General features: G+C 51.2%; 20 protein-coding genes and 1 other annotated feature. Of the genes, 10 read left to right on the forward strand and 10 right to left on the reverse strand.

What is annotated here, in order from left to right; translation table 11 throughout:
- The first annotated feature begins 48 nt into the window (after positions 1 to 48).
- Together KNP92_RS11005 and KNP92_RS11010 are read left to right on the forward strand one after the other, a co-directional pair.
- Positions 49 to 2223 carry a PAS domain-containing sensor histidine kinase gene (locus tag KNP92_RS11005; RefSeq protein ID WP_251136567.1) on the forward strand — a complete coding sequence of 725 codons (2175 nt, stop codon included), beginning with the start codon at positions 49 to 51 and terminating at the stop codon, positions 2221 to 2223.
- Positions 2220 to 3290 carry an SDR family oxidoreductase gene (locus KNP92_RS11010; protein WP_214840466.1) on the forward strand — a complete coding sequence of 357 codons (1071 nt, stop codon included), beginning with the start codon at positions 2220 to 2222 and terminating at the stop codon, positions 3288 to 3290. The genes KNP92_RS11005 and KNP92_RS11010 overlap by 4 nt, the downstream gene beginning before the upstream one ends.
- 12 nt (positions 3291 to 3302) lie before the next feature.
- Here KNP92_RS11010 and KNP92_RS11015 read toward each other — a convergent pair whose 3' ends face one another.
- Positions 3303 to 4682: a TrkH family potassium uptake protein gene (locus KNP92_RS11015; RefSeq protein WP_214840467.1), complete on the reverse strand. Its 1380-nt coding sequence runs from the start codon at positions 4680 to 4682 to the stop codon at positions 3303 to 3305.
- A 148-nt stretch (positions 4683 to 4830) separates the two neighbouring features.
- Here KNP92_RS11015 and KNP92_RS11020 point away from each other — a divergent pair, with 148 nt between their 5' ends.
- The 3 genes from KNP92_RS11020 (at position 4831) to KNP92_RS11030 (ending at position 6695) form a co-directional block, all read left to right on the forward strand.
- Complete coding sequence (locus KNP92_RS11020) at positions 4831 to 5070, forward strand: hypothetical protein (RefSeq protein ID WP_214840468.1); 240 nt, start codon at positions 4831 to 4833, stop codon at positions 5068 to 5070.
- Between the two features lie 85 nt (positions 5071 to 5155).
- Positions 5156 to 5938 carry a flagellar motor stator protein MotA gene (motA, locus tag KNP92_RS11025; RefSeq protein ID WP_214840469.1) on the forward strand — a complete coding sequence of 261 codons (783 nt, stop codon included), beginning with the start codon at positions 5156 to 5158 and terminating at the stop codon, positions 5936 to 5938.
- A complete protein-coding gene (locus tag KNP92_RS11030; RefSeq protein ID WP_214840470.1) occupies positions 5916 to 6695 on the forward strand; it encodes a flagellar motor protein MotB in 780 nt (259 codons plus the stop codon). The genes motA and KNP92_RS11030 overlap by 23 nt, the downstream gene beginning before the upstream one ends.
- A gap of 24 nt (positions 6696 to 6719) precedes the next feature.
- Here KNP92_RS11030 and KNP92_RS11035 read toward each other — a convergent pair whose 3' ends face one another.
- From KNP92_RS11035 to KNP92_RS11050, 4 genes are all read right to left on the reverse strand, one after another.
- Positions 6720 to 8144: a dihydrolipoyl dehydrogenase family protein gene (locus KNP92_RS11035; RefSeq protein WP_214840472.1), complete on the reverse strand. Its 1425-nt coding sequence runs from the start codon at positions 8142 to 8144 to the stop codon at positions 6720 to 6722.
- Positions 8141 to 8506: a DUF1499 domain-containing protein gene (locus KNP92_RS11040; protein WP_214840474.1), complete on the reverse strand. Its 366-nt coding sequence runs from the start codon at positions 8504 to 8506 to the stop codon at positions 8141 to 8143. The genes KNP92_RS11035 and KNP92_RS11040 overlap by 4 nt, the downstream gene beginning before the upstream one ends.
- 64 nt (positions 8507 to 8570) lie before the next feature.
- Positions 8571 to 9950 (reverse strand): sensor histidine kinase, encoded by a 1380-nt coding sequence (locus tag KNP92_RS11045; protein ID WP_214840476.1) that lies wholly within the window; start codon positions 9948 to 9950, stop codon positions 8571 to 8573.
- Entirely contained in the window at positions 9947 to 10639 is a 693-nt protein-coding gene (locus KNP92_RS11050; protein WP_034808752.1) for a response regulator transcription factor, read from the reverse strand. The genes KNP92_RS11045 and KNP92_RS11050 overlap by 4 nt, the downstream gene beginning before the upstream one ends.
- A 124-nt stretch (positions 10640 to 10763) precedes the next feature.
- Between KNP92_RS11050 and KNP92_RS11055 the strand changes: the two genes are divergently transcribed.
- A complete protein-coding gene (locus KNP92_RS11055; protein ID WP_214840478.1) occupies positions 10764 to 11585 on the forward strand; it encodes a Cof-type HAD-IIB family hydrolase in 822 nt (273 codons plus the stop codon).
- Positions 11586 to 11621: 36 nt separating this feature from the next.
- On the forward strand, positions 11622 to 12617 hold the full coding sequence (locus KNP92_RS11060; RefSeq protein ID WP_214840480.1) for an alpha/beta hydrolase: 996 nt from the start codon (positions 11622 to 11624) through the stop codon (positions 12615 to 12617).
- A 61-nt stretch (positions 12618 to 12678) separates the two neighbouring features.
- On the opposite strand, the gene KNP92_RS11065 is transcribed toward KNP92_RS11060, so the two are convergent.
- The 4 genes from KNP92_RS11065 to KNP92_RS11080 all read right to left on the reverse strand — a co-directional run bounded on the left by KNP92_RS11065 (position 12679) and on the right by KNP92_RS11080 (position 16569).
- Positions 12679 to 14244: an aromatic amino acid hydroxylase gene (locus KNP92_RS11065; protein ID WP_214840481.1), complete on the reverse strand. Its 1566-nt coding sequence runs from the start codon at positions 14242 to 14244 to the stop codon at positions 12679 to 12681.
- Positions 14245 to 14297: 53 nt separating this feature from the next.
- Positions 14298 to 14495: a binding site (T-box leader), on the reverse strand.
- 121 nt (positions 14496 to 14616) lie between these two features.
- Positions 14617 to 15294 (reverse strand): uracil-DNA glycosylase, encoded by a 678-nt coding sequence (locus KNP92_RS11070; RefSeq protein WP_214840482.1) that lies wholly within the window; start codon positions 15292 to 15294, stop codon positions 14617 to 14619.
- 81 nt (positions 15295 to 15375) lie between these two features.
- Positions 15376 to 16011: an FMN-dependent NADH-azoreductase gene (locus tag KNP92_RS11075; protein ID WP_214840483.1), complete on the reverse strand. Its 636-nt coding sequence runs from the start codon at positions 16009 to 16011 to the stop codon at positions 15376 to 15378.
- 126 nt (positions 16012 to 16137) lie between these two features.
- A complete protein-coding gene (locus tag KNP92_RS11080; RefSeq protein ID WP_214840484.1) occupies positions 16138 to 16569 on the reverse strand; it encodes a MarR family winged helix-turn-helix transcriptional regulator in 432 nt (143 codons plus the stop codon).
- A 159-nt stretch (positions 16570 to 16728) separates the two neighbouring features.
- Between KNP92_RS11080 and KNP92_RS11085 the strand changes: the two genes are divergently transcribed.
- The 3 genes from KNP92_RS11085 to KNP92_RS11095 all read left to right on the forward strand — a co-directional run bounded on the left by KNP92_RS11085 (position 16729) and on the right by KNP92_RS11095 (position 18671).
- Positions 16729 to 17103 (forward strand): hypothetical protein, encoded by a 375-nt coding sequence (locus KNP92_RS11085; protein ID WP_214840485.1) that lies wholly within the window; start codon positions 16729 to 16731, stop codon positions 17101 to 17103.
- 89 nt (positions 17104 to 17192) lie between these two features.
- Entirely contained in the window at positions 17193 to 18080 is an 888-nt protein-coding gene (locus tag KNP92_RS11090; RefSeq protein WP_214840487.1) for a diacylglycerol/lipid kinase family protein, read from the forward strand.
- 66 nt (positions 18081 to 18146) lie between these two features.
- Entirely contained in the window at positions 18147 to 18671 is a 525-nt protein-coding gene (locus KNP92_RS11095; RefSeq protein WP_214840953.1) for a GNAT family N-acetyltransferase, read from the forward strand.
- Positions 18672 to 18704: 33 nt separating this feature from the next.
- On the opposite strand, the gene cbpA is transcribed toward KNP92_RS11095, so the two are convergent.
- Positions 18705 to 19340, reverse strand: a complete 636-nt coding sequence (gene cbpA, locus KNP92_RS11100; protein ID WP_214840490.1) for a cyclic di-AMP binding protein CbpA — start codon at positions 19338 to 19340, stop codon at positions 18705 to 18707.
- Positions 19341 to 19445 lie beyond the last annotated feature (105 nt).

Genomic DNA, 19445 nt, shown 5'->3' on the forward strand with positions numbered 1-19445 from the left:
ATATGAAGATGTACCCGTTTGATTTATAGAAGGAGGGATTACCCGTTGATGGAGAAAAGAGTGCATCTCCAGAACGACCTATTGCATGCTTTGCCTTACGGTGTCGCCTTAATTCAAACAGACGGCACGATTGTGCAAGCGAATCGACCGTTTTTAAAACAATTTCCTGAAGACTTACAGACGCGTTCAAACATCTTTCATATGGTCAACCAATCCCCGATCACGATGGAACTGTCGCGCCGGATGGAACAAGGACTCCCTTGGATGTACGAGATGCCGACCATTCGCATTCACGCCATCCCGAACGGAGACGTCTATATTCTCTCAATCGAACCGCTACCGCTCGATACACGGGTGACGGTCCAACATAACGCCTTCGAAGCGATGATGCATACGGAGCTCGACATGGCGATGATTATGACCGACGCCAATTTGCTCATCAACCGATTCAATAAAGGGGCGACCGAACTGTTCGGCTATGCCCCCCATGAAGTCTTATACGAGATGACCCCGTTCGCTCTGTTTGAGTCTCGCGAATTGAGCGAGAAACGGACGCATTATCAAGATGAGACGGAACGTTTGTTGTCGTTCGAACAAATGCTTCGCGCCGCGCTCGACCGTGGCGACCGGGAATGGAAGTTTCAACGGAAAGACCGGACTCATTTCGTCGGGAAACTGTTCATGCATCCCGTTTATGAACAAGCCCGTGTCATCGGCTTCTTCTTTTTCGTCTTTGACGTCAGTCCTGAGATTGCCTTGAAAGGCGAACTGCTACACAAAGAGCAGCGGTATCGGATGTTCGCTGAATCGGTCATCGAAGCTGTGTTGTTCCATGAGGATGGGACGATTCTCGACGCCAACAAAGCGGCCGAGACGATTTTCCGAATCCCTGCTGAAGATATGGTCGGGCGCCAGACAATCGAATTCATCGCCGAAGGCTACCGGGCCGATGTGCTACGTCGCATCCGCAACCATATTCAAACGCCGTACGAAGTCATCGGTCGACGTGAAGACGGGACGTTCCTTGAGATGGAAGTGTATCCGAAAGAAGTGACATATCAAGGCCAGACGCTCCGTGTCGCCGTCATGCGCGACATTAGCGATCGGAAGAAAGTCGAGCGGATGCTCGAGCGCGAGAAGAATGCGATTGCCCGCCAGCGCGATATCATCCAATCGATTCTACAAGCGTCAAACGAAGCGTTCGTCTTGACCGAATCCAACGGCAGCGTCTTGTTCATGAACGTTCACGCCCGCCGTCTGCTCGACTTACCCGGCATCGCCCCGAACAAAATTCAAGAGCGTATTCCGCTCCTGACGACGTTCCGACAACGTGACCGGGCCGAGATGTTGAAAAAAGTCGACCTTCTACTTGATGGATCGGCTCACGAAGTGTCGATGCGCTTTTCGATTCCACAACCGAACGACCGGGATGAACAGTACTATGAGATGTACGCGACAGGCATGGACGCGAAACGCCAAGTCGGCGTCGATAGTGGATTCTTGTTCGTATTCCGGAACCGAACCGAGGAAGAACGGATGGACCAAATCAAAAATGAACTCGTCAGCACCGTCTCACATGAACTCCGGACGCCGCTCTCTTCCTTGTCCGGCTATATCGAACTCATGCAAAATCGTGAGTTGACGCCAGAAAAACGTGAGCGTTTCTTGAAGACGATGGCAAAAGAAGCGAAACGGTTGACGGACTTATTGAACGACTTCCTCGACATTCAGCGCATGGAAGACGGCAATCAAGAATATAAAAAAGATCGTTTCATCTTAAACGAGCTCGTCCGTGATGTTGTCGAACGATTCCGTGAGACGAGTGACCATTCGATTCATTTTGATAACGCCGATGAAACACTTTTCCTCATCGCCGATCAAGCGCGTATCGAACAAGTGCTCATCAATCTCTTATCGAACGCCATCAAGTATTCGCCAAAACATAACGAAGTCGAGGTTCGAATTCGAGCCGAGCATGGCCAAGCATATGTATCGATTCAAGACTTCGGTATCGGGATTCCAGAGCACGCGTTTGAAGAACTGTTCAAGAAGTTCTATCGCGTCGACAACTCCGATACGCGACAAATCGGCGGGACGGGTCTTGGGTTGTCCATCTGTAAGGAAATCATCGAATCGCACGGCGGTAGCATCGAAGTTGAATCGACGGTCGGTGTCGGTTCGACGTTCACGTTCACGCTCGACTTAGCGGAGGAGACATTATGAACCATTATGCTTTTACCGGGTTCCCTGGATTTTTAGCAGGCAAGCTCATTACGCACCTTGCATCCGTACCAAATCAAATCGGTACGATTTACGCACTCCACCTGCCCCATCAGCGTGAGGAAGCCATCGCACTGAAGGACGAATTGCTCGAGGCGACGATGTTAGACGAAGAACAGCTCGTCCTCGTCGAAGCAGATATCACGCTCCCTGAAGTGATTCTCGACCCAATCACGCGATCCATCGTTGAACGGGATGTTCATTACGTGTTCCACCTTGCGGCCGCTTATGACTTGAGTATCCCGTATGACGTCGGCTATCGCGTCAATATGCTCGGGACGAAGCATATGACCGCCTTCGCGAAACGTGCGGCCCGTTTGAAGCGATATGTCTACTTCAGCACCGCTTACGTCTCTGGCCGACGCCAAGGTACCGTGTATGAGAATGAGCTATGGCATCGTTTGCCGTTTAAAAACCATTATGAAGCGACGAAGTATGAGGCAGAAGCGATCGTATCGCGCGAGTTCGGTTCGATCCCCATCACTATCATCCGCCCCGGCATCGTGATCGGCCATAGCGTGACCGGCGACACGAAGAAGTTCGACGGCGTCTATTTCGTGTTAAATCTGATGGACCAGTTGCGTCAGGCGGCTCCGCTCCCTTACATCGGACGTCAAAACGTCGAGGTGAACCTCGTCCCGTACGACTATGTCGTCGAGGCGACGGCTTACCTTGCGCACGCCCCCGCCGGACTTGGTCGGACGTTCCATTTGACGGACCCGTTCCCGCACGGCGTCCGGGAAGTGTATCGGATGATTCACGAGACGATGTTCGAACGCGCTCCCCGTGGAACGATCCCACACTTTGCCGCAGAGGCTGGATTCTCTGCCCTAAAGTTAAAAGAGCGATACGGCGTGCCGCGCGAGTTACTCGACTACTTTAAACATCAAGTTCGTTTCGATACGACGCAGACCATGCGCGCGTTGAGCGGGACCGGGATTGTCTGTCCGGACTTGAAGGACTACTTGCCACAAATCGTCTCCTATTACGAGACACACAAAAAGCCCTAACAGGGCTTTTTGTCATCCAATCAATAGTTTTTCTTTCGGATAGCGAATCTTACGGTCGAGTTGTCGTGCCACGGTGAAGAGAATCGTGAGTGAGCCGACGCGACCGAGCAACATCATGAACATGATGAGTTCTTTCCCGCTATTGTTTAAATCAGCCGTGATGCCGAGCGATAGGCCGACTGTCCCGAAGGCAGAGACGACTTCGAATAAAATCGCCGTTGCCGGCAAGTGACCGTTCGTCAAAATCGTCAACGCGGTAATAAATAAAATAAAGAAGAAACTCGTGATGGCGACCATGTACGCTTTTTTGATTTGAAACGTATCGATCGTTCGTTCCATGATGACCGTCTCTTTCTTTCCGAGGAGGAACGCCCACATATCGGCCAAGATGACGGCGACGGTCGTCACTTTAATCCCCGAGCCAGTCGATGCGGCACCGGCACCGATATACATGAGAATGAGGATGAGACCAATCGAGACGGGCGCCATCGTCGCGATATCGATTGTATTGAAGCCAGCCGTACGTGTCGTGACCGCTTGGAAGAACGTCGCATGGAGCGCTTCGTTGAGCGGACGTCCGTACAGCTCGCCTTCAATCGACACCCACTCGAACAACATGAGGGCGAACCAGGCGATCCCGTTGATGACGAAAAGCGAGCCGATCATCAGCTTGGAATGGAGCGCCAAGCGTTTCCAGCGCTTCACTTCGGCCGCATCGGCAATCGTTGTGAAGCCGAGTCCTCCAATCATAATCATTACAGCAATCGTGATGACGATCGAAGTGTTCTGTTCAAACTGCATGAGACTGTCCGGCCATAGTGCGAATCCGGCGTTATTGAACGCAGAGACGGCATGGAAGAACCCGTAATACATGGCATCGCCGAACGAGTAGTCGCCGGTACTATACAGTTCTACCGTCAAAAAGCACATCCCAATCAATTGTACGATGATTGTAGTGAAAACGATGTTTCGGACGAGTCGCACCGTCCCACCCGGTCCCGACAAGTTAAGCGATTCTTGGAGCAGGATTCGTTGTTTCAATCCAATCTTTCTTCCAAGCACGCTCAGGAGCATGAGCGCGACGGTCATGAACCCGAGACCCCCGATTTGAATTAAGGCGACGATGACGAGTTCCCCGAACGTCGTAAATGATGTTCCGATGTCGACCGTCGACAGTCCCGTTACGGTACCGGCCGATGTCGCGATGAAGAGACAATCAATCCAGGCGACCGGTTCACTTTGCGCAAACGGCATATAAAGAAGGGTCGCCCCGATAAAGATGGCGAGCAAAAAGCCGCCGGCAATAAAACGAGCCGGCTTTTCGAATACGATTCGATATAATGCCTCGATTCGTTTCAACCGCCGTTCCCGTATCGATAATGGATGTCGCATCCTTGTATCCCCTTTACTCTTTCTAAGCCACATATTACGCTTCATGATAGAAATTGCCAACAAGGAAAATGTCACGCTAACCCTTTCCTCGATTTTTTGGTAATATGATAGATAGACTTTATAAACGTTGAGGAGGTTGAATGAAACCGTGGACCCTAGTACGGTAGATCATTCGCTAAAGGATGTCTCGCGAAGGTTGGAGCGCCAGTCACAGTACATGCCCGCCCATCTTTATTTTCAGCTTGAAGAATTGTTGCATTGGTCACTCGATCAAGAAGTTGTGAATCAATTGTACGCATTGTTAAAAAAATACGACGTATTAACCGATATAGAGCGTGAAGAACGAAATATCAGCATTCAATTGCTGATTGACGAAAACGGCGCTTAACCATCGGGAACGCATATTGCGGGAGACGAGTGGCGTCTCTCGCTTTTTTTGCGTCCTGCTTATTAGAAAGGTGGAAAACATAGACATGGATGTCGTCACTTTAGTCGGACTCTTACTTGGAGTCCTCACCCTCATCGGTGGGATGATGTTAAAAGGTGCAGGTATCGCACCGCTCATCAACCCAGCCGCACTTGTTATTATCTTCGTCGGGACAGCGGCTGCGGTCAGCATCGCCGTTTCGAAAGAACAGCTTCAAAACGTACCAAAACTCTTCAAAATTTTGTTTAAAAAGCAAGAGTTGCCGAGTAAATCCGGACTCCTCACTCAATTTGTTGATTTATCGACACAGGCCCGGAAAGAAGGACTCCTCTCTTTAGAGACGGCGCTCGAACAAGTCGATGAACCGTTCCTAAAACAAGGAATGATGATGGTCATCGACGGGCAGCCGTCAGAGTATATCGCGGAAGTCATGGCCCGAGACATCGAAAACATGGAGCAACGTCACAAGGCCAACTCGGATGTGTTTACTCAAGCCGGGACGTACGCGCCGACCCTCGGGGTACTTGGTGCCGTTATCGGATTGATTGCCGCCCTCAAAGATTTATCGGATATCGAAAAGCTCGGTCATGCCATCTCGGCCGCGTTCGTCGCGACATTGTTCGGGATCTTCACAGGTTATGTGCTTTGGTTCCCATTCGCGAACAAGCTCAAGCAATACTCGAAGAGCGAGGTCATCATTAAAGAGATGATGATTGAAGGTATCCTCTCGATTCAAGGCGGCGAATCGCCGAAGACGTTAGAAGATAAACTGTCTGTGTATTTGTCTCCAAAGGAGCGAGCCGACTATGAAGCGCAAAAAGAAGCATGATCATGAAGAGCATATTTCCGAAGGTTGGCTCATCCCCTATGCCGACCTCTTGACGTTACTTCTTGCCTTGTTCATCGTCTTGTTCGCCTCGAGTAATATCGACCAGACGAAGCTCGAGAAGATGTCACGGTCGTTCAACCAAGTCTTCTCTGGCGGGACGAGCGTGTTCCAAGCGTCGACTGCCTCTAACAGTGACATCAACCGCACGAACAATACGGATACGACAGCGAACCCGCGGACGTACGAACTTGCAAAACTCGATGAGTTGAAAGAGCAAGTGAATGAATACATCAAAAAGAACGGGCTTCAAGACGAGATTGAAGCAACCATCAATTCGAGCGGGCTCGTCTTGACGATTCAAGACCGTGCGCTGTTCAGCATGGGCGAGGCGACGTTAGACGCGGAAGCACGAAACGTCGCCCGCTCCATCAGTGGAATCCTTGAACAAGCCGGTAACCGAGAAATCGTCGTGTCGGGGCATACCGATAACGTCCCAATCAATACAGCTCGCTTCCCATCGAACTGGGAGCTCAGTTCCGCCCGTGCGACTGCCTTCATGCGTGGCTTGTTGACAAACGACACGCTGAATCCGAGCCAGTTCACACTCGCAAGCTACGGCGAATACAAACCGATTGCGACGAACAGCACACCGGAAGGACGGGCCAAAAACCGTCGCGTCGAGGTGTTGATTAAACCGCTCGTCGATTTGTCCGAAGGTGAACCAAAAATGATTGAAACCATTATTTTGCCACAGTAAAAGCCCACTCGCGTGGGCTTTTTGTCATCTTGTCCATTCAAAATACTTACGGGCAAGCTCAGTGAGCGGGCTGTTAAAGAGACGTTTGCGCCAGTATAGGTCGGCTGCTTTCTTCACGGCCTCACTCCGTGATGGATATGGGTAAATCATACGAGACAGCTTTCCAATCTTATCGCCGCGCTGCATCGCATAGACGACGATTTGCATCCAGTCCCCGGCCGTCATCCCGACCGCATGCCCACCGATGATTTTACCGTTTTTTCGTGTGATGATTTTGACGAATCCCGTCTCTTGACGGTCAGCGACGAAACGATCCACCTCCGAGAGCTTCGCTTCAAAGATGTCGACGTCTTCGCCGTACTGTTTTCGTGCCTCCGCTTCGGTCAAGCCGACGTGAAACACTTCTGGGTCCGTGAACGTGATCCACGGCATCTTCTTATAATCGACCTTGTTCCAAAGACCAAACAAGGCGTTCGCGACGACAGCCTTTCCTTCTTCACCCGCAGCGTGCGTGAACGGGAGCGTATTGATCGTGTCCCCAATTGCGAAGATGTGCGGTTGCGACGTCCGGTACGTCGAAGAGACGTCGACGTATCCGTCCTTAACGTGGACATGCGCCCGGTCGAGTCGTAACGCCTCGAGCCGCGGTTTTCGTCCTGTCGCCATCAACAGCTTATCCGCTTCATAATGGACGGTTTCGCCATCGATTTCCGCTTCGACATGAATCTTGCCGTCTACTTCTGAAATCTGTTTGACGTCTACGCCAATCTTCAAACGCATCGCCATCTCAAGTTGCGATTTAAGTAGCGTGCGTACCGACTCGTCTTCTTTCGGTAAGAACGTATCGAGCGCCTCGAGCACCGTCACTTGACTCCCGAGTCGAGCGAAGGACTGAGCGAGTTCGAGTCCAATCGTCCCAGCACCGATGACGATGATGCTCTCTGGTAGCGTCTCTTCATGAAAGACGTTCTCGTTCGTTAAGTACGGGACCGTATCGAGCCCGTCAATCGGCGGGACGGTCGGTTTTGACCCTGTTGCAATGACGAACTTCTTTCCAATCAACAAGTCGTTCCCGACTTTTAATTCGTATGGGCTTTGGAACGTGGCCTCGTCGATATAAACGTCCACGCCTAACTTCGTGAAGCGTTCCGTGCCATCATGCTCTTGAATAATTTCGCGGGCGCGGTCGACGCGTGCCTTCGTCGACTGGTAATGGTCTCGCCCATTAAACTCGGTGCCGAGTACTCGGGCCGCCTGCATCATCGAACTCGCTTCTTTCGAGGCCGCGATGAGCGCTTTTGACGGGATACATCCGACGTGGAGGCAATCGCCCCCGAGATGCTTCTTCTTTTCGACGAGCGCGACTTTCGCGCCAAGGTTAGCTGCACCTGCAGCGACCGTCATCCCGGCGGCGCCGCCCCCGATTACAATCAATTGGTAATCCTTCATTTGATCAACCTCCGATATCGTTCGCTCACGTCTTCCATCCGTCTCCGATTGACCCCAAAGTCATATTGACCGACTCGTGCAGCCGAACGAAATTCAATTTGTCGTGTCTCGTCGTCGAATAAAAACTCGACGTCATCTTTAAACTTCATCAGTTTCGTCGCGACGACATAATGAAGCGCCTCTTCGGTCTCATCGATGAGTTCGGTACGCGGCAATTGGCCCATGACCATTTTGATCGCTTCGATCGTCTCGGCTCGGTCGCGCCCATACGGTAACGGCTGCATCTTGAGCGCCTCGTTCGACGTCTGCGTCGACACGGCGTTCGGTGTCCCTTTAATTGGTTTCAGTGATTTCGTGGCCACGCGAAAAACCTCCCTTATTCTACATACAATTACATGTATCCTGAATCGGGGAGGTTTAACCCTATTAATGTAACTCGCTCGGGTCGAGCGGCAAGAGGACGGTCACGGTCGTGCCCTGTCCGACCTCGCTCTCGATGACGAGTTTTCCTTCATGCGCTTCGATCAGTTCTTTCGCGATCGCAAGCCCGAGGCCACTACTGCCTTCCGTCACTTGCGCCTGATAGAACATCTCTGTGATGCGTTGCAAATGTTCTTTCGAGATGCCTGGTCCTTCATCCATAATCGAGATGAAGGCGACCCGTTCCGACTGAACGAATCGAACCGTCAATGTCCCACCTTCTGGAGAAAAGCGAATCGCGTTGTCGAGCAAGTTCAAAAAGACTTGCTTGAGTCGATTCTCATCGAATAGACCAGTCGACTTTTGCGGATACCGCTCAATGAGGGTGATTTGTTTATCTTCGAGCGACTGTTTTAGTTGCACGGACACTTTACGCAATAGCGTGACGAGGTCGAGTTCTTGCCGATACAACACAAGGCGGCTCTCTTCGATTTTTGTGTAATCGAGGAGCTGTTCGACGAGGCCGATCATCCGCTCGGTCTCGGAATGGATGATGCTGAGGCCAAGCTCTGTCTCTTCAGACAACTTCTCGTTCCCGCCGCGAATCGTCTCGGTCCACCCTTTGATTGACGTGAGCGGGGTCCGCAATTCATGGGACACGTTCGATAAGAATTCATTTCGCGTCGACTGATGCTGTTGGACTTTTGCGCCTAAATACGTCAACGTCCGGGCGAGCGCGCCAAGCTCATGCTTCTCGTTCGAATAGACTTCGAGGTCGAAATCGCCTTGAGCCATCTCATCAGCCGTCTCGATGATTTCACGAATCGGGCGGACGAACCGGTCCGCAATCCGAATGACCGCATAGAGCGCGATGAGCCAGATGAGGACGCCAATCATGACGACCGCCATCCAAATCTCGCGGATGAGCGTATCGAGGTCTTCGAGCGGACGGGTGAAACTGATGGCGAGTTCGCTCGTCTCCCCGGTCATGATCGGGCTCGTGACCGACAAGAAATGCTCGTCGTTGACGTCATAATCCTGAACGATTGATTCACCTTGGGCCAACTTGTCGAGTTGCGCCTCGGTAAACAGTGCCTGCTGGTCTCGTTGCCCGGTCGTCTTGACGATGTCACCGCTTCGGTCGACAATCGACAAATCCGTTCCCGGGTAACCAAACGTCCGCACGAGCACCGAGAAGGCGCTCGGCGTATCGAATCCGACTTGCGCTTGCGGATATAAATACGCACTCGTCGTGGCATGGCTGAGTAGTGCGTCGGACTCGTACTCATAGTAATAGCGATACGTCCCGTAAGAGAGGACGCTCACGAGGAGCACGAGGACGAGTGTGACGACAATCATAATACGAAGGACAAGCTGTTGCTTCATCCGTCATGTCTCCGCCACTTGTATCCATGACCCCACAGCGTCTCGATAAACGCAGGATGGCTCGGGTCGTCCTCAATCTTTTGCCGCAGTCGCCGAATGTTCACGTCGACGGTTTTGCGGTCCCCGAAATAGTTGATGCCCCACACTGCATCCAATAGAGCGTCACGTGACAAGACGACCTCTTCATTTTGGACGAGATGGCAAATCAAATCGTACTCGGTCGGTGTCAAATCGATCGGTTGGCCGTACTTTGTCACTTGCTTGGCCGCGAGATCAATCGCGAACGGTCCTGACTTCAACCGTTTCTTCTCTTTTCGTTTCACTTTCTCGACACGGCGAAGGAGCGCCTGAATCCGTGCGACGAGTTCGCCTGGACTGAACGGTTTGGCGATGTAGTCGTCTGCGCCTTTCCCGAGTCCTTCAATCTTATCCTCTTCAAGCGTCCGTGCCGTCAACATGATGATGCCGACGTTCTCGTCTAAGTCACGAATCGCCGCGCACGCTTCGAATCCGTCCATTTCCGGCATCATGACGTCGAGCAAGACGATATCAAACGGTTGGCGGTCGAATGCTGTCACCGCTTCACGCCCGTTCGTCGCTTCGAACACGTCAAACCCGGCTCGTTTTAAATTTACGATGATAAAGCTGCGAATCGCATGCTCATCCTCGGCTACTAATATCCGATTCATATATCCACCTCTTCTGAAGTTCACTTCTCTACATTATAGTTACGTTTTTGCGACAAGGTTGTCAATTGACCTCAAATCGTATTAGGATGGAGTCATTAGATTCCGAAGGAGGACTCATCCCGATATGAGTTATAAAATGATTGTGTTAGATATGGACGATACGTTGCTCACGAGTGACCATACGATTTCCCCGAAAACAAAAGCTGCGCTTCTTGACGCCCAAGAGCGCGGACATAAAGTCGTCCTTGCGAGCGGCCGTCCGACATATGCGATGTGGGACGCGGCCCGTGAGCTCGAGCTTGCGAAATACGGTAGTTTCATCTTGTCGTTTAACGGTGCGTCGATTATTGATTGTGCGACGAACGAAGAAATCTTCTCGAGCACGCTTACACCTGAAACGGTCGCATACCTCCATGATATCAGTGTACGTGAGGAAATCGCGATTCATACGTACATCGGTAACGAAATCGTAACCGATCAACCGAACCCATACACCGATATCGAAGGAGAATTGACGGGGATGCCGGTCATCCACGTCGACGACTTCAAGACGGCGGTGACGACACCGGTCGTCAAATGTCTCATGCTCGGTGACGGGGACACCCTCGCACCAATCGAGACGAAACTCCAAGTCGAACTCGAAGGCAAGCTCGCCGTCGCTCGCTCGAAGCCGTTCTTCCTCGAGTTCACAGAGGCTGGCGTGACGAAAGGGACGAGTCTTGCGTTTCTAGCGAAGCACGTCGGAATCGACCAAGCACAAGTGATTGCTTGTGGAGACGGGAACAACGACTTGACGATGATTGAGTGGGCCGGTCTCGGTGTTGCCATGGGCAATGCCAATACGACAGTCAAAGGAAAAGCCGATTTCATTACGAAATCAAACAACGAGGATGGCATCGCGCATGTCGTCGAGACGTTCATGAGCGATGTACTCGTCGATCAGTAAACGGTGAAGCACGGCTTCACAAGAGGAGGAAGTATGATGAATAAAGGATTGAAACGAGCAGGACTTGGACTAGTTGGGACGGCCGTCGCCGGAGCCGCGTATGTGTTCTTGTCCCCGAAACCGACGTCCCGCCTCGTCAAAACCTCATTTTCCGGTGGTAACGAAGTCGCGATGAAAGGATTTGACGAAGTCGTTCAAAAGACGGCCGTTCGAAAAGATATCGACTATCATTCGGCCTACGAGAACGGCACGTTTGATTTGATTCGCTATGAAGGCGACAAGCAAGTCCCGACTATCTTTTGGGTGCATGGCGGTTCGTTCGTCGGTGGGGATAAGGCAGACGTCTTCAAATATGCGACGTCGATTGCGAGTAACGGATATAACGTCGTCAGCATCAACTATGCGCTCGCGCCAGACGTGACGTATCCGGTGCCGCTCCAACAAATCGAGGAAGCATACGCCTATATCGTCGAAAACAACGACCGTTTCCGGTTAGACCTCGACCGCGTCTTCTTCGCCGGAGACTCGAACGGCGCGCAACTTGTCGCTCAGTTCGTCGGTATCCAATTGAATGACGGCTATGCCCCTTCAGCCGAAGTGAAGCAAGTCGTGCCGAAACAATCGATTCTCGGGACCATCTTGATGTCCGGCCCATACGACTTGAAACGGACGATGCTCGAGTCTTCAAAAGCGGTCAATCGCTTCCTATTCAAACGGATCGGTTGGGCGTACTTCGGGACGTATAACTGGGAAACCCTCCCGGTCGTCACGGAGGCGTCACCGCTCGTCAACATTCCGCCGACGTTCGTCCCGACGTTCATCACTGACGGCAATACAGGCTCATTTGAGGCACAAGCGAAAGAGTTCGCGACTGTCCTCTCTGGCCGTACGGACGTGACGAGCGTGTTCTACGATGAAGCGGAACATGAGCTCGGGCACGCGTACCACTTTGAAATGGATAAGCCCGCTGCAAGTTCCACGTACCGCCGTCTCATCACGTTCTTGCGCGAGACGAGTTCCGCCAAATCATGACTGATCTCACTAAAATGACCGCTTACTCTCTCGAGTAGGCGGTCATTTTTGATTTTACTATTTACACATTCAATAAACTAAACGCTCGGCCAATCAGTTCGTCTCGTGACGAGGATGTGCCTCGTAACTGTTGAAGCCGTTCAATCAGGGCCTCTTTTAACGTCTCAGACTCGACGAGCTCGAGACACTCGATTTGAAGGAGCCATGCGTCTGAATGGTCTTCGAGAATGGTTGGGACGAGTTCATCGATGGATGCGCCTTGTTCGCGCAAGTTACGGACGCGGTTAAACATCGGATCATCATTCGTCCAGACTCGCGCGTCCCGTTCCACGATGACCGGCTTCTCAATAAGGACAAGTTCCTCAACGTCGGTTCCCGGGAAGACCGATGGGAGGGAGTCTTGAAGAATTTCAAGTGTCGCCAGTTCAATCCGACGTCCTGCCATCTCGATGATCACGTCTTCGAGGCGCAGCTGTTCTGAGGTCTCTTCAACGACTTTCCCATCCAGCTCAATCCCTGCCGTCGCCCACACGTCTTGAAGCGGGCCGTCAAGGACGAGCAAGCCATGGTTTTCCAAATTCGAGCGTTGTCCTTGTTCGACTTTGATACACTCGTTCCATTGGATGAGCGCATGCCCCTCATGTTGCGTCATGTGGCGGACTATGCCGACCCGGTCAGAACCGTCTTCGAGACGTACGGTCGCTTGGCTGCCTGAGGCAAGTGCTTTTTCGATTGAGGCGATGCCGCCCTGATGAACGGCCATTCGACGTTCGAGCTCATCGAGCGCATCTGTGAGCGCATCAAAGTCCGGGATGACGAACAGTTCGCGTTGCATGTTCGTGACGTCTTGCTTCGTCTCGAGTGCGAGTTCGAGGTCGAACGGATGCTTCGTGACGGCATCGGTCAAACAGTGTCGACTTTCCCCTACCGAAGATAAGAGGCCTGCGCCGTAGATGAGCGGGTTGTCGACGTCACCGATCAAGCCGAACTCGACTGTCCACCAAAAGATGCGGGCAACTTGTTGCGCCTCGGAGAACCCGGTCACTTTCGCTTTCGCCGCATGGACCGCCGCTTCGGCCGCTGCAATCTCTTCTTCCGTCGAGTTGGCGTTCTCTTTCACGACAGTCAATCGTTTCAATGCGGCGAACGATGCATGTTCTTCCCGGTTCATAAACGCCTTGGCTCCGAGCTGACCGAACCGTTTGACGATATTTGAAAAATCAGGATCCATCAGCATCGGGGCGTGGCCTGCCGCTTCGTGAATGATATCCGGTGCCGGACTGTATAAAATGTTTTCCACTTTCCGAATATCGGTCGCGACCGGGAGCATTCCATTCCCTTGGAAGTCGAAGAAAGCGACGCCAGGGATGAGCCCGTCGACGGCGACGGTCGACCATCCTGCCGAACGCATCTCTTCGGTCATCGCTTCGACGTTCGGTAGTCGTTCCGGTCCCATTCCGGTCTTCTTCAATCCTTCAATGTAAAAGGGATGAGCCTTCCCTTCGAGCGTATGCAAGTTAAGGCGTAAGACGAACCGCCACACGGCGTGATCCGTCGGTGTGTATTCATCGTAGAACTGAGGCGAGATATGTGGCGCCAAGTGGCGTGGGATCGATTGTGTCAACATGATGATTCCTCCTTTTGTGTATGAAACGTCAAAAAGTCCCTATCGATTTACTCGATAGGGACGACGGTTGCCGCGGTACCACCCTGATTACTAGACAGACGTCTAGTCGCTTCATTCCGATAACGGGGGACCGCTCAATCATTGAGAGCTCGCAAACTGTAATTCGATTCATCTTTTGGGCGTGTTCGCAGCACCACACGCTCTCTGGGCCAGGGAAGATGTCTCTACTTCGGTTTGGTCAGCACTTTTACTGTTATACAGTTATGCTTTTATGCAAATATGCTTTTAAGCATTAAAGCATCTCGTTGGTAGTAACAATAACAGACCTCTTTTCAGACGTCAACAAAAAAAACAGTTCGCCCATGCGAACTGTCATAAACACCAATCGATTTTCTCGCGTCCCCACTCGCGCAGCTTTGCGTTCACTTGTGAAAATGGTTTTGAGCCAAAGAAACCACGATGAGCGGATAGCGGACTTGGGTGAACAGACGTCAAAATCAAATGTTGCTCGCCAATGAGCGCTTGTTTTTTCTTCGCATCATTGCCCCACAAAATAAAGACGATCGGTTCTTCTCGCTGCCCGAGCTCGCGAATAATCGTATCCGTGAACGTCTCCCACCCCTGCCGCCGGTGAGAGCCGGCTTTGCCTGCTTCGACGGTGAGCGCTGTATTGAGCAACAAGACGCCTTGACGTGCCCACTTCTCAAGGTTCCCACTCTTCGGAGGAGGACAACCGATGTCATCGGTCAACTCTTGAAAAATGTTTCGAAGCGACGGTGGGAAGCGTACACCGTCCTGCACAGAAAAGCTTAACCCGTGTGCTTGATTCGGGCCGTGATATGGATCTTGTCCGAGAATGACACAATTGACGTCTTTGAACTTCGTATAGACGAAGGCGTTCCAAATATCTTGGCGTGCCGGATAAACGGTCGATGACGTATACGCGTCATCGACGAACGCTTTCAAGTCAGTGAAATAAGGCTGTTTCATTTCCGTTTCAATGATGTCGCTCCAATCCCCAAGCAAACGATTTGATAATTGTTCTCCCATTCTCTTCTCCCCTTTCCGTCTTATCATACCCGAATCCATCGCACACAAAAAGGCGAGCCCATATGGACTCGCCTCCGTTCATTATACCGTTACCGCGCCGGCAACTTCTTTCGCAAGCGCTTCAGCTTTCGCTTTCGCGTCCGCTACGATTTCTTCGATCTTGTCTGGGAATTGGTTCATACCTTCAACAGCAACTGTCGTCACGTCTGTGACACCGACAAACGCGAGCGCTTGACGGAGGTATGCGTCAGCAAAGTTGAGGTCTGTGCCTGTGTAGACACCGCCTGTACCTTGAATGTGGATCGCTTGTTTGTTTTCGAGAAGGCCGACTGGACCTTGCTCTGTGTAACGGAACGTTTTACCTGCAGTCAACACGCTGTCGAGGAACATTTTCATCCGAGCTGGGAAGAAGAAGTTCCACATTGGCGTTGCGAAAACGTAGATGTCAGCTTCCATGAACGTTTCAAGCATACCGTTCATTGTCGCCACTTTTTTCGCTTCTACGTCAGTGAGCGCTTCGCCTGAAGCGAATTTGCCCCATGCGCTAAGGACGTCGCCGTCGATTTCTTGAACGTCTACATCGTAGAGCTCGATCGCTTCGATGTCGAGTGATGCGTTCTCTTCTTTGAGTGTCGTCATGAACGCTTCAGCGACTTGCTTGCTGTATGACAATTCAGTTGGTTTCGGGTTTGCAGATACGTATAATACCTTTTTCATGAATGGGTTCCTCCATAAGCGTAATCTCTATTTTTGTAACAACAGTTTGTACTATACCAGCTGTATATCTCATCGTCAATTATTTTGATTTCAAGATAAAAACAACTGAAAAAAACACAGCAGGACTTATTTGCCTGCCGCGTTGTAGCCGACGCGCTTCAACAATTCGATGAGCGTTTCGGTCTCGGTCTCACTGAGCGGACCATAAATGTCTTTAAAGATTTCGATATGCTCGGGATAGACGGTGTCCATCAAACGTTTGCCGTCTTCAGTCAGTGAAGCATACGTCACACGTCGATCAGACGGACAAGCCACGCGTTCAATTAAACCGCGTTTCTCTAACTTGTCGATCACGTACGTGACGCTTCCGCTCGTGATCAAAATTTGATCACCGATTTGTTGTAGCGGTGTATCTCCTCGTTTATACAACACCGACAGCACACCGAACTCTGTTGAATTCAATTGGTGGCGTCTTAAATCATCTTTCACACGGTCACTGATTGCGTCCATCGTCCGTGCTAAGACGATCCACGCCTTTAACTCAAGGGATTCAATCATGTCGGTTTCACCTCAATTCGTTCTTCATATATCTCTAGTATAGCAGGACATGAGCAGTATACGGGGAGGAAAACGCTTCGTCAAGAAACTTCTTCATTGTCCGCGTTCCATGAAACGTTTAGAATGGAGGTATTGTGATTTTTAGAAAGGATGGACGGTATGCGTGACTATTACGAAATTTCATTGACGATCAAACAGGATTATTTGAGTTCGGTCATCGAGCTGTTGAATCGGGAAGGCATCGCCCCGGATTATGCGCTCCAAAAAGAAGGTGCGGTCTTTTTACTATTCAATCACTTGCCTTGGTCAAACGTTACGCGTGAACCACATGCGGTTGAACGCTTTTTGCTCACGCTTCCGCGCACGGACTACTTGTTCGTCAAGACAAAACGTAAATCACCCGTCCCTGACCATGAACCGGTCGCCTGCATGGGGGCGTTTGTTTCCCCATTTCATGAGCATTTGAAAATCGAGCTTGCCGTCGATGAGTCGGATGCGAGCCATCTCGATATGTCGGCGTTTCGCCATTATTAAGCAACGGGAAACCGTTGTTTTTTCATGACTAGCTTTTCCGACAGACGGGAATATAGCACAGTATCCAAACGTAAAAGGGGAATGTCTGAATGGAATCTGTCATGTTGATCGTCAACCCGTCATCTGGAAAAGAGTTGGGGAAAGAACACGCACCGCACGCTGAAGCGGTGTTGAAGGCAAGATACGGGAACGTGGACGTCCGCTTCACAGAGAAAGCGGAGGATGCCACGCATTTTGCTCGCGAAGCCGCGCAACGAGGTTATCGCGCCGTCATCGCCATGGGAGGAGACGGCACGTTAAACGAGACAGTCACTGGACTCGCCGAAGCGCCACATCGCCCCGATTTCGGGATTATTCCGCTCGGTACAGTGAACGATTTGGCTCGCGCCCTCGGTGTGCCAAGCGACCCAGAAGAAGCGATCGAAGCCCTTAAGACGGCTGAACCGACTCCGATGGATATCGGGAAATATGAAAACGGCTATTTCATGAACGTCATCGCCATCGGTTTGATTGCTGAAGCGGTCGATGAAGTGAGTGTCGAGGAAAAGACGAAGTGGGGGCCGTTTGCTTATTTGATTGAAGGCGTGAAAGCGTTCCGCGAACATAGTCCGTATTCGCTCTCTGTCCAAGCGGACGAGAAGACGTTCGACGGAGACGCTTACCTCGTCGTCATCGCGCTCACGAACTCGGTAGGGGGCTTCGAAAACTTCGAGCCTGATGCCGAAGTAAATGACGGTTTGCTCCATGTCTATCTGTTTGAAAGCCTCGGCTTTAAAGACGCGATTCAACTGGCTCCGGCTCTCTTCACTGGCAAGTTGAAAGAGACGGATAGCGTCACGTCATTCAAGACGAAACGGGTCCATGTGGACTCGCCAGAATCACTTCCTGTCAACGCAGACGGTGACACCGGAGGCACACTTCCGCTCACGTTCGAAGTGTTACCGAGCCATTTGAACGTTTTAAAACCGTTAGCGTGAAGACAGGAATTTTCTGTCCTTTCTTGAAAAAGAAAAAGGATAGAGTACGAGAAAGGAGTGGATGAGATGACGATCTCGCTCGTTCCTTTAAAGGAATCGTCACAGGATATCGTCGAGACGTTTAACCGCTGGAATAATGATCCCAACATCGTTCATTTGATTCGCCCGGCCCGTTCGGAAGAAGAACTTACCGTCGAACAAAACTTGACGGTCGAAGCGCTAGAAGAACGACTTCAGACACACGATATCTTTTTGATTTACGCTGACGACCAGCTCGTCGGGGAAGTAAATGTGATGTATGACGCCGCCCATCTATATCGCCAAGAGCCGGGGAGCGCCTGGCTCGGTCTCGTCATCGGCGAGACCGTCGGGCGCGGTAAAGGTGTCGGGACCCATGCACTCACACTCCTCGAACAACGGCTTCGGGCACAAGGGACGCCGCGCATCGAACTTGGTGTGTTCGCCTTCAACGAGGCGGCCCGGCGCTTATATGAAAAACTCGACTACGTCGAGATTACCCGAATCAAAGGATTCACATTTTGGAACGGGACGTTTCATGACGATATCCGGATGGAGAAACGATTGACATGAAAAAGACCTCCTTCGCATGAAGGAGGTCTTCTGTCAGTTGTTCAAATTCTCGACTTCGACGACACGGAACCCTTTTTGCTCGAGCTTCGCGACAATCTTATCTTTTTGCGGCTCCTCGACATCTGGCGGCAACGTGATCAACACGCGACGAAGCACTTTGCTCTTCGCGTCAAGCGTCATCAAGCTTGCAATCGACGAGTATTTGCTGACAATTTTCGTAATCTTTTCAAGCGCACCGGCCTGTTCGCTGAGCGCAATCGTGACGACGTAACTGCCCGTATCACGGCTCCATGCTTCTTCGAGCATCCCGAGCATCTTCCCGTGCGGTAAAATGCCATAGAATTCATTGCTCTCGTCTTTCAATACCGCGATATACGGCAACTCTTTGATCGAGAAGAATACTTTAAAGAATCCGTCCGACTCGTGGACATACTTTTGCGTGTTTTTAATGAGCGTCAAGACATTATCGTCTAAGCTCCCCTCGTTCATGCCATGACGATAAATGTGCATTTTGTAAATGTTACCGCGGAAAAACGTTCCCGTTTCATCGAGGACAGGGACGCAGCGATACCCTGTTTTCTCGAGCGTGTCGAGCGCTTCCCGTAATGTCGCCTTTTCACTGATGGTGACAACATCTTTTTTCGGAATGCATAAGCTGTGCACTAACATGCGATTTTCCTCCTACCCAATTGAAAGTGGTCTACACCCTATTCATTACTATTCCCCAAATATGATTGAAATCCTCCCCTCGTTTTTCGGAAAGTTCGCCCGCTG

Origin of the sequence: Exiguobacterium sp. s122, assembly GCF_018618475.1 — a bacterium.
In the GTDB taxonomy this organism is placed as follows: domain Bacteria; phylum Bacillota; class Bacilli; order Exiguobacteriales; family Exiguobacteriaceae; genus Exiguobacterium; species Exiguobacterium himgiriensis.